The following is a 10,125-nucleotide window of genomic DNA, read 5'->3' on the forward strand; positions in this document are numbered from 1 at the left end:
TTACGATATTAATATATATTTGTCAATCTGTATTTGTTACTAATTATATTATTACCAAAATAAACTATAAAAATAAAATTAAAATTTTTTTTGTTTTTATGGAACTTTTTCAATTTCATATCGTCTAATGAGTATAGACAACAATATGAAGGGAGAAATTCAAAATGAAAATAAGAAATAAAGCTATAGCGACAACTTTAATAGGGGCGAGTTTATTAAGCAGTATGATGCCAGTATTTGCAAACGAAAATCTGAATAAAGATAAGGATTTAAAACCTGTATTAATATCAGTAGAAAATCCGGTTCCAGTACTTATTAATAATGCACCGGATAAGAATGTAAATGTAAATATCGATGGAAAAATAGTATCTTTCCCAGATCAAAAGCCTATATTAATAAAAGCTGAATCAAGAACTATAGTACCGGTAAGATTTATAACTGAACACTTAGGAGGAATAGCTTCTTGGGACGATACTACAAAGACTGCTATAATTGAACTAGACGATAAGAAGGTTGAGTTACCAGTTAATAAAAAATACGCTAATGTAGATGGAGCACAAGTAGAACTTGATTCATCAGCTAAATTAATAAGTAACAGAACTTTTGTACCTTTAAGATTTGTATGTGAAACTTTCGGATACGATGTTTCTTGGGATGTTAAGACTGACACAGTAGTGTTAAATAAAAAAGATGATAATGCTTATACAGGAGGAAGTAAATACTTTGATGAAGAGTTAGGACTTTATAAAATGTTTGGAAATGCTACTAACATAGAAAATGATACTATATTAGTTGATGGAGAAGGACTATATAATCAAATAAGATTTAATATAAATGAAGATACTGAGATAGTAGATTTAGATGGAAAAAAACTATCAAAAGAAGATATAAAGGAATTAAGTAAAATAACTGTTTATCATGATCAAAAGATGACAAGAAGCTTACCTCCTATAGCAAACGCTCAAAAAATAGTAGTTGCTAACTTTAATGTAAAAGACGGAAAAATAACACAAATAACTGATGTGAAAAATGGTAAGATGTTTCTTGTAGGAAGCATGAACGATGGAATAAACTTTAACATAAGTGATGAAACAGTAATAGTTAATGAAGCTGGACAAAAATTAACTACGGATGCTTTAACTAAAGGAGCTGAAGTTGAAGTATACTATGGTAATATAATGACTATGAGTTTACCTCCAATTACAAATGCAACTAAGATAATAATTAAATAGATTTAAACAAAAAATAGCAGGAATGTTCCTGCTATTTTTTTGTTATAATGAATAGGAAATTAATTTAAACGGAGGATATTATGGAAGATAGATATAAAATATATTCAAAATATTTAAAAGAAAAGTATGGAGAGAAGGTTTACAAACTGCCTTTAAATCTACCTTTGACTTGCCCTAATAGAGATGGTGCGGTTGGAGTAGGAGGTTGTAGTTTTTGTGCAGATGTTGGAGCTGGATTTGAATCTTTAGAGAATACTCTTTCAGTAAAAGAGCAGTTAGAAAAGAATATGGATTATATAAGAAGAAGATATAAGGCAAACAAGTTCATAGCATATTTTCAAAACTATACTAACACTTATATGGAACTTGATAAGTTTGAAAAATATATGAATGAGGCAATTATACAAGATATAGTTGAAATCTCAGTTTCTACAAGACCAGATGCTATAAATGATGAGTATTTAAAAATATTAAAAGATATTGAGTCTAAGGGTGTAAATATATCAATAGAGCTTGGACTTCAAACAGTAAATTATCATACACTTAAAAAAATAAATAGAGGTCATACATTAGCTGAGTTAATTGATGCAGTTATAAGAATCAAAAAATACGGATTTGAAACTACAGTTCACTTAATACTAAACCTTCCAAATGATAATATGGACGATATAATAGAAAATGCTAAGGTATTATCCGCTCTTAAAGTTGATGGGGTTAAACTACATTCACTTTATATAGCTAAAGGAACTAAGATGGCGTGTGAGTACCAGAATGAAGAAATAGAAATGATAGAGTTAGAAGAATATGTGGAAAGAGTTTGTACATTTTTACAGTATATATCAAAAGATATAGTAATACACAGACTTATAGGTAGGGCACCTGAAGAAGATACACTGTTTTGCAATTGGAATACTTCTTGGTGGAAGATAAAAGATATGATAGATGAGTATCTAGAGATTAATGATATACATCAAGGAGATAAGTGCGATTATTTAAATGGGAAAAGTGTCAAAAAATTTGTGTAGGAGAATACTATGTATATAAATGGGAATTTAAAACTGGAAAGTGACTATGAAATAAGAGTTATAAGAGAAGATGAATTTGATGTTGATTTATTCATAGATATAAACTATAGAAGTGTAGATCTTGATATAGGAAATAATGACTTAAATATATCTAGAATACAGTTCCAAATGGTAAGAGCTATACTTTTAAGATTTAGCAAAAATGGAACTAGAATGACTTGCCATATGTTAAGAAATATAGATTTATATTCTGCATTTAGTAATTTTGAAATAGAATATAAGGATAGAGTTGTTAAGATTGAACAAATTGAAGAAAAAGTAGTGTTGAGTATTTAAAATTAATATTAATTTTAAATATAGGGAGGGATTTTATGGGCGGTTATAGTGGTTGTAAGAAATCTATATTTGATAGGATAAAGAATCGGATTTTAAAGGTTCATAATTATTTATGCAATACAGATGTGGTAACTTTTATTTTATCTATAATATTGATACAGTATTTATCGGTTATATTACTTAGTCCTTTGATTATGCTTTTTCCTGATAATAATGGAGCAGCACCTTTTGATCCAGAAGAATCTAAGAGACTTATGCTTATATTAGGAGTTGTTATTGCACCTTTAATTGAGACTCTTTTATATCAAAAGATTGTAATAGATATATGCGATAAGATAAAGTTTTTTAATAATAAAAAGTTTATAGGAATTTTAATATCTGGAGCAATATTTGGATCAAGACATACGTACAGTCCACAATATATGGTTCATATGTTTGTGGTAGGAAGTGTATGGGCATATGCGTATACTGTATATAAGGAAAAGAAAAAGCACCCTTATTGGGTAGTTTGTTGTATTCATGCTATTAACAACTTTATAGCTTTTATTATGCTATTAACAATTTCATAGCTTTTATGATGATATAAAAAATGGATAAGATAATCTTATCCATTTTTTAGTCTTGTATTATATAAAAATATAGCAAATCCCGAACCTATTATCAATATATAACCTATAAAGCTAAAAGCATCTGGAAGTTCACTCCAAAGTATAAATCCTAGTAAGCCTGAAAAAATCACATTCGTATAATTATATATTGAAATTTCACCCGCTGGTGCAAGCTTATAAGCTAAGGTTAAACTGAATTGAGCAAGGGATGCAACTATTCCAGTCATCATAAGTATAAGAAACTGATGTAAGCTTAAAGGCTTAAAATTTATTATCATTAAAGGAAACATTATGCACGATGATACGAATGAAAAATAAAATACTATAGTATAAAACTCCTCTTTATCTCCTAAAAGTCTCACCATAGTATAAGCTCCACCTGCAAATACAGCAGATACAACACCTACAAATGCAGGAAATGCTTCTATATTAAATTGTGGTTTTATTATAAATAGAGCACCTATAAAAGCAACTATTAAAGATGGTATCTGTATACGAGATGGTTTTTCATTTAAGAACCATAGAGCAAATAGAGTTACAAAGAATGGATTCAACTTATTTAACATAGAAGAATCTGAAAGTAACATATGGTCTATTGTATAAAAATATCCAATCATACCTATAGTACCAAGAATAGATCTTAGAAGTAGATGTTTTTGGTTTTCTTTTTTACCAAAGAAATTTTTTTTATTCTTAATAACTAAAAAAGCAGCTACAAATGTGCTTATAAGGTTTCTAAAAAAAGTCTTCTCTATAGTAGGAAGATCTCCGGCCAATTTAACTAATGCCCCCATTAAAGCAAAACAAAAAGATGAAAAAAGCATATAAAGAATTGCTTTTGATTTATTGTTCATAAAATCAAGTCCTTTCAAGTAATATTGCATTGTGTATACAATTGTATAATAATTATTCTATTTTGTAAAATTATTTCGAGTATGGTATAAGAACAGTATATTCGCTTTGATATAAGTAGGTTAAAACCAAAAGCATAAGCTTATAGGCTGATGCTTTTGATTTTATTTCCATCCATATCGCATATATTAACTTTAGTACAGCCATCTTCGTATGTAAAATACATAATATTTTTAACGTATTTATCATCAACTGTATATTCTTGTATTCTAATAGGTCCATACAAATTTTCATCTTCTAAAATGGTTTTTGGATGCTGCTGGTATTTATGGAGTGTATATCCTATAGATTTTATTTTACCTTTATTATTTTCATCATATGATGTATATACTAATGTATAATCTTCGTTAAAGGTAACTGAGTCAATAGATGGGACTGCTCCGAACATATCTGTGTTGTATGGAATTGTATCAAGCTTGGAATTATCTTGATCTTCATTTTTATTTCTAAACATAAATATATTTAACTTAGAGTCAGAGATTATATTCATACCTATAAATCCAGACCCTCTGTATATTTGTCTAGCATTTACTATGTTTTTAATATAAGGTTTATTTAATTTATCAATGTATTCTCCATTGTATCTCATTCTATAAAGATCTAGCCTATTCTTATTCACTTTTGTATATGTTAAAGAAGAATAAATTGAACTAGCACCAAGTATATATTGTGGCTTTCTATAGTAAGTTTGAAAATTTTCTAAATTATTATTTGAAGAAAATAGGAAGGTACTACTATTAAATGGATGTATATATATCAAATCATCATTTTTATTTGTGAAAAGTAAATGTGCTTTAAAAGCCATACTATCTGCATTTTCAAATTTATCTATAGGTTGTTTGTATGAGTTAAATTCGAAACCATCTTTTTGATAATCTAATTTTGTTAGTACTATTCCGTCTTTATAAGCAGTTACTATATCATCTGATGAAAAATTGTCGCGAGTTATAATAGTATCCAAATATTTATGAGTAATATATTTATTTAGTTGAGTTATTTCATTTGTATTTAAATCAAATAGGTGTAGGTATGAATAATCTAATCCATTTTCATTTTTAGTAGATAAAATTATTAGTGCAGGGTAACCATTTACATTGTAAAATTCTATATTTTTTATATTGCCAAGCTGTTCAGATTCTATATTTATAGAAGGTCTTATTATATCTTTATAATCCTCTTTTTCATATGAATAAGATAAAAAAGTTAAAAGCAAAAGAAATATAAAAGTTACTAAAAAACTATACTTTTTCATAGACTACCTCCAATTAATGGTATAATTAGATTATATTTGATTGTAGAGTTTGTAACAAGAGGTGAATAATGAACTTAAAAGAAATATTAAAAAAATCAATGAAAAGTGTAAATAAGTCTATATGGATAATTTTAATACCTTGTATTATAGATATTTCAAACTTGATTTCCTATGAAAAAATATTTAATATAAAATATATACTAAACTCATATATGATTTCATTTAAAATGTCTATAATATCTGTACCACCTAGTGCTAAGCATATAATTAAGAACTTTCCTAGTCCTTTGCTTGAATATAAAAATGAAGCATTTCTTGGAATTATAAATGAACTTACACTATTTAATATATTTCTTTTTCTTACGGTTATATGTTTGATGAGTTTTATAAAGGCAGGTTATTTAGGAAGTATAAATGATATGAAGAATGAAAGGTGTTCTTTAAATGATTTTATATATTTTGGAAATGAATTCTGGTATAGATTATTTTTATTAAATTTAATATGTTATATACCTTTTTTCTTAGCTTTTATAGACCAAGCGTTTATATGGATATCTATTCTATATATACCATTTTTCTATGTTGAATATGTAATAGTAGTAGAGGATATACTTTTAATTTCAGCTTTAAAAGAAAGCATTAATGTATTGATAGATAATTTTAAACTCACTATAAAAATGATGTTTCAATGTGGGGTATTATATTTGCCAATAAGTGTTGCAGTATATATATTTAGTTTTTGGGGTGATTTTGGAATCGGATTTAGTATTTTTATAGTAAATTATTTCGGAGTATGTGTTAATAAGACTGTATTTGAAATTTATAAAAATTTAAAAAAACCAGAAGAAGTTCAGGGTGTACATATTGATTATTATGTATAACGGAGCTTAAATTATAATAGGATTAATAGTTGTAGGTCATATTCTTTTAGTCATAACTGTAACTTTTTATGTTATACTACTGTTTATAATAGATTATTTAGGTATAATCCCTATGATGGCTAAGGATATTAGATATATAAGAGAAAAGATTGATATATAACTAATAAGCTTTAGTGTTAGTTTAAGGTGACCTAGTTATAGGTCATTTTTTATCGTGTGTGTATTTATTTCAAGGTGTTAGAAAGGAAGGTGTATGAGTATGAAAAATAAAAATAATACCTATAACACTCTGTTTCATTGGCATAATTTTCGTTTAAAACTTGTTATGCAAGGTATAGTAGTAGGTGCTTTATCTGGTTTGTTAGTAGTACTATACAGATTCTTATTAGAAAAAGTAGGAAATTTAACTAGTAAAATTTATATTCTACAGACACAAAATAGTTATTTGATTCCTATTTGGTTTATAACATTAGGTTTACTTGCGTATATAGTTGGAGTTATGATAAAAAAAGAGCCAATGATTAGCGGAAGTGGAATTCCTCAAGTAGAAGGGGTTTTACTTAGAAAGTTAAATGTGAATTGGCTTAGAGTAATTGTTGGAAAATTCATAGGAGGAGTTTTGGCGATAGGAGCAGGTTTGTCTTTAGGAAGAGAAGGTCCTTCAGTTCAAATTGGAGCCTCTGTTGGGCAAGGGTTTTCAAGAATTTTTAAAAGAGTAAAGATAGAAGAAAAATATTTAATTACTAGTGGAGCTAGTGCAGGACTTGCTGCTGCATTTAATGCACCTTTAGCTGGAGTAATGTTTGCACTAGAGGAAGTTCATAAAAACTTCTATCCATTAGTTTTATTATCAGCTATGTCGGCATCACTTACAGCTGATTTTGTAGCTAAGAACTTTTTTGGATTAAAACCAGTTTTTGATTTTAGACGTCTTTATATTTTACCTCTAAATCAATATATATATTTAATTATATTAGGAATAATATTAGGGGTATTTGGTGTGTTTTTTAATAAAACTCTTATGAAAACACAAGATTTTTATACTTCAAAAAAATGGCTTCCTGTTGAATTTAGACCAATGATACCATTTTTAATGGCAGGAATACTAGGATTATTTTTACCGCAGGTTTTAGGTGGAGGACATGAACTTATAGGGTCATTAGTAGAAGGCAAGTATACAATGAACATGATATGTATTATTTTAACATTTAAATTTATTTTTACAATGTTCAGTTATGGGTCGGGAGCACCTGGAGGAATATTCTTACCTTTATTAGTAATTGGAGCATTAACAGGTGATTTATATGGAAGTGTTATTGTTAAGTATTTTCATATGGATAGTCAGTATATAAGTAATTTTATTATATTAGCCATGGCAGGATATTTTACAGCAATAGTTAAGGCACCTATTACAGGTAGTATTTTGATTACAGAGATGACTGGATCTTTTAGTCATCTACTTCCATTAACTATTGTTTCTATAATTTCATATACTGTAACTGATATATTAAATTCAGAACCTATATATGAATCATTACTTGAAAGACTTTTAAACAAAAAAGGAGATAATGAGTTTCATGGAGATAAATCTAAAAAAATACTTTTAGAAGTTGCAGTATGTTTAGGTACTGAACTTGATGGTAAAATGGTTAAAGAAGTAGAGTGGCCTAAGAATACTTTATTAGTAGCTATAAAAAGAGGAGAAGTAGAAATAATACCAACAGGGAAAACTACTATTTCAGCAGGAGATTATTTAATAGCTCTTGTGAATGAAGATGAAGCTGCTCAAATAACACAGAAGTTAAAAGAAATGGCAGGAAACTTTATCATGGAAAATATAAGCAATTATTAAAATTAAAAAAGACATTCCTTATTGATTTAAGGAATGTCTTTTAATATATCCATTATATCAAGTACTGCTTTATCCTTTTGTTTTGATTCAACCATTAGGTCAAATTCATATTTACTCATAACATTTAAAAGATAATTAAAGTCATGTATGTGTATATAGTCGCTGTGTTTTCTATCAAATTTATTATCACGTCCACTGCTTATATGAAGCTTAGGTATTAGATTTATATTTTTCCATGTATTTACTATATCAGATATATATTTTTCAATATTTATATTATTAGGATTATTACATTTATGATGATGTATATCTAAAACTATTGGAATATCGGTTTTTGAACTTATATAAAGTGCATCTTCAACTGTAAATGATTTGTCGTCATTTTCAAGTCTTATCATATTTTTTATATCACTATCTAATTTATTGAAAACTTCTATAAATCTTTGAGTAGCAGATTCTTTATCGTTATATACCCCACCAGTATGAATTATCATATCATTACCAGATAATCTTTTAAGTATATCGTAGTGGTATTTAATATTGATTATACTGTTTTTGACTACTCTTTCATTAGGGCTATTCAAAACTGTAAACTGGTCTGGATGCATAGAAAGTCTTATATTGTATTTTATAACTAGGTCTGATATATCATTCATAATATTTAATATTTCATCATCTTTTTTCCAATTCCAATCAAAGTCATTTATAACGTCTGGATGTGTTACGAGGGGAAGCAACCTACTACTTACTCTATACATATATATATCATGCTTTATATTCCAAAGGAGAATATCTTTTACTAGATAGAGGTTATTTATTATTTTATCTCTTAGATAAACTATTCCATATTTATAAACTGAATTTAATCTACAATCATTGAATTTTCTAGGTTGTAAGTGGGTATTTATACAAGCATATCCAATCTTTTGAAGCATTTTATCACCTACTTATTTAATTAACTTAAGTATTATTTTGCTACAAAAATAATATATTATAATTAGAATTTTAAAATTTAGATTGAACTATGATATACTTTAATGGAAAATTATTGAATTATATAAGGAGGGAATATGTTTAATAGAAAAAAATATATAATATTGTTTTTTATAGTTTGTGCTATTTTAACAGGATGTACAGATAAAAGTAATAGTGTAAGTGATATATCTGATTTGGTTCCAGAAGGTTGGCATATAATAAAAAAAGCAGAAGGCGATTTAAATAAAGATAATATAGATGATATAGCAGTTGTAATAGAAGGAACTAGTGAAGTAGAAGAAGAAGCTCCAAATAGGGAATTATTAATAGCTTTTGGAAATAAAGATGGTACATATACACTTTCAACAAAATCTGAAAAGGCAATACTGAGAGCTGATGAAGGTGGAGTTTGGGGAGATCCATTTGAAGGAATATCAATAGATAATGGGTCTATTTTAATTAGTTTTTATGGTGGTAGTAATTGGAGATGGTATGGTAAATATAGATTCAGATATCAAGATAATGATTGGTATTTAATTGGGGCAACAATAGGTTCTTATCATACTTCTACAAATGAGTATACACAAGAGATGGATTACAATTTATTAACGGGAGAATACATACAAAAGAAAGCAGATGAAAATGGAGTTATAAAAATAACAAAAGGGAATAGAGGTAAAAGAGATCTTTTAAAGCTTGAGGATTTTATAGCTAGTGATGGGGAAGGAAATATTAAATAAAGAACAAATAAAAAAAGTATATAGGGTTTATTAACCAAAAATGTTGCTTATTAAAATAACGCTACTGCAATAATATTTTAATAAAACTAAAGATTATGCCTTATGAAATATCCTAAAACTTCTAAACTCTCTACGGTCAGACAACGAAGTTTCTAAACGGATATTTCAACGTCATAATCTAAGTTTTATAGAAAAATATTAAAAATCAGTAGCTACCTAAATTTCGTACAAATGTAATTATTTATTCACTATAAAATACCAATTGATCAAATCTCTAATTTGGAAAAATTATAGCTCTTAATCCCAAAACAA

At 27.3% G+C, this 10,125-nt stretch carries 10 protein-coding genes; 7 read left to right on the forward strand and 3 right to left on the reverse strand.

Translation table 11 applies throughout. The features are described from left to right. Positions 1–164: 164 nt before the first annotated feature. The 4 genes from WJW32_RS13660 to WJW32_RS13675 all read left to right on the forward strand — a co-directional run bounded on the left by WJW32_RS13660 (position 165) and on the right by WJW32_RS13675 (position 3,162). Complete coding sequence (locus WJW32_RS13660; RefSeq protein ID WP_340259266.1) at positions 165–1,232, forward strand: copper amine oxidase N-terminal domain-containing protein; 1,068 nt, start codon at positions 165–167, stop codon at positions 1,230–1,232. A gap of 80 nt (positions 1,233–1,312) precedes the next feature. Further along, a complete protein-coding gene (locus tag WJW32_RS13665; RefSeq protein ID WP_340259268.1) occupies positions 1,313–2,257 on the forward strand; it encodes a TIGR01212 family radical SAM protein in 945 nt (314 codons plus the stop codon). 9 nt (positions 2,258–2,266) lie between these two features. Continuing rightward, positions 2,267–2,593 carry a hypothetical protein gene (locus tag WJW32_RS13670; protein WP_340259270.1) on the forward strand — a complete coding sequence of 109 codons (327 nt, stop codon included), beginning with the start codon at positions 2,267–2,269 and terminating at the stop codon, positions 2,591–2,593. A 35-nt stretch (positions 2,594–2,628) separates the two neighbouring features. Further along, positions 2,629–3,162: a CPBP family intramembrane glutamic endopeptidase gene (locus WJW32_RS13675; protein WP_340259272.1), complete on the forward strand. Its 534-nt coding sequence runs from the start codon at positions 2,629–2,631 to the stop codon at positions 3,160–3,162. A 35-nt stretch (positions 3,163–3,197) separates the two neighbouring features. On the opposite strand, the gene WJW32_RS13680 is transcribed toward WJW32_RS13675, so the two are convergent. Both WJW32_RS13680 and WJW32_RS13685 read right to left on the reverse strand, forming a co-directional pair. After that, entirely contained in the window at positions 3,198–4,055 is an 858-nt protein-coding gene (locus WJW32_RS13680) for a DMT family transporter (protein WP_340259274.1), read from the reverse strand. Positions 4,056–4,195: 140 nt separating this feature from the next. Beyond that, entirely contained in the window at positions 4,196–5,365 is a 1,170-nt protein-coding gene (locus WJW32_RS13685; protein WP_340259277.1) for a hypothetical protein, read from the reverse strand. Between the two features lie 68 nt (positions 5,366–5,433). On the opposite strand from WJW32_RS13685, the gene WJW32_RS13690 reads away from it, so the two are divergent. Both WJW32_RS13690 and clcA read left to right on the forward strand, forming a co-directional pair. Then, a complete protein-coding gene (locus WJW32_RS13690; protein WP_340259279.1) occupies positions 5,434–6,246 on the forward strand; it encodes a hypothetical protein in 813 nt (270 codons plus the stop codon). 259 nt (positions 6,247–6,505) lie between these two features. Then, positions 6,506–8,098 (forward strand): H(+)/Cl(-) exchange transporter ClcA, encoded by a 1,593-nt coding sequence (gene clcA / locus WJW32_RS13695; RefSeq protein WP_340259281.1) that lies wholly within the window; start codon positions 6,506–6,508, stop codon positions 8,096–8,098. Between the two features lie 26 nt (positions 8,099–8,124). Here clcA and uvsE read toward each other — a convergent pair whose 3' ends face one another. After that, positions 8,125–9,033 carry a UV DNA damage repair endonuclease UvsE gene (gene uvsE / locus WJW32_RS13700; RefSeq protein WP_340259284.1) on the reverse strand — a complete coding sequence of 303 codons (909 nt, stop codon included), beginning with the start codon at positions 9,031–9,033 and terminating at the stop codon, positions 8,125–8,127. Between the two features lie 135 nt (positions 9,034–9,168). On the opposite strand from uvsE, the gene WJW32_RS13705 reads away from it, so the two are divergent. Then, entirely contained in the window at positions 9,169–9,813 is a 645-nt protein-coding gene (locus WJW32_RS13705; protein ID WP_340259287.1) for a hypothetical protein, read from the forward strand. Positions 9,814–10,125 lie beyond the last annotated feature (312 nt).

The sequence above is a fragment of the Tepidibacter sp. Z1-5 genome (assembly GCF_037844525.1).
GTDB lineage: Bacteria > Bacillota > Clostridia > Peptostreptococcales > Peptostreptococcaceae > Tepidibacter_A.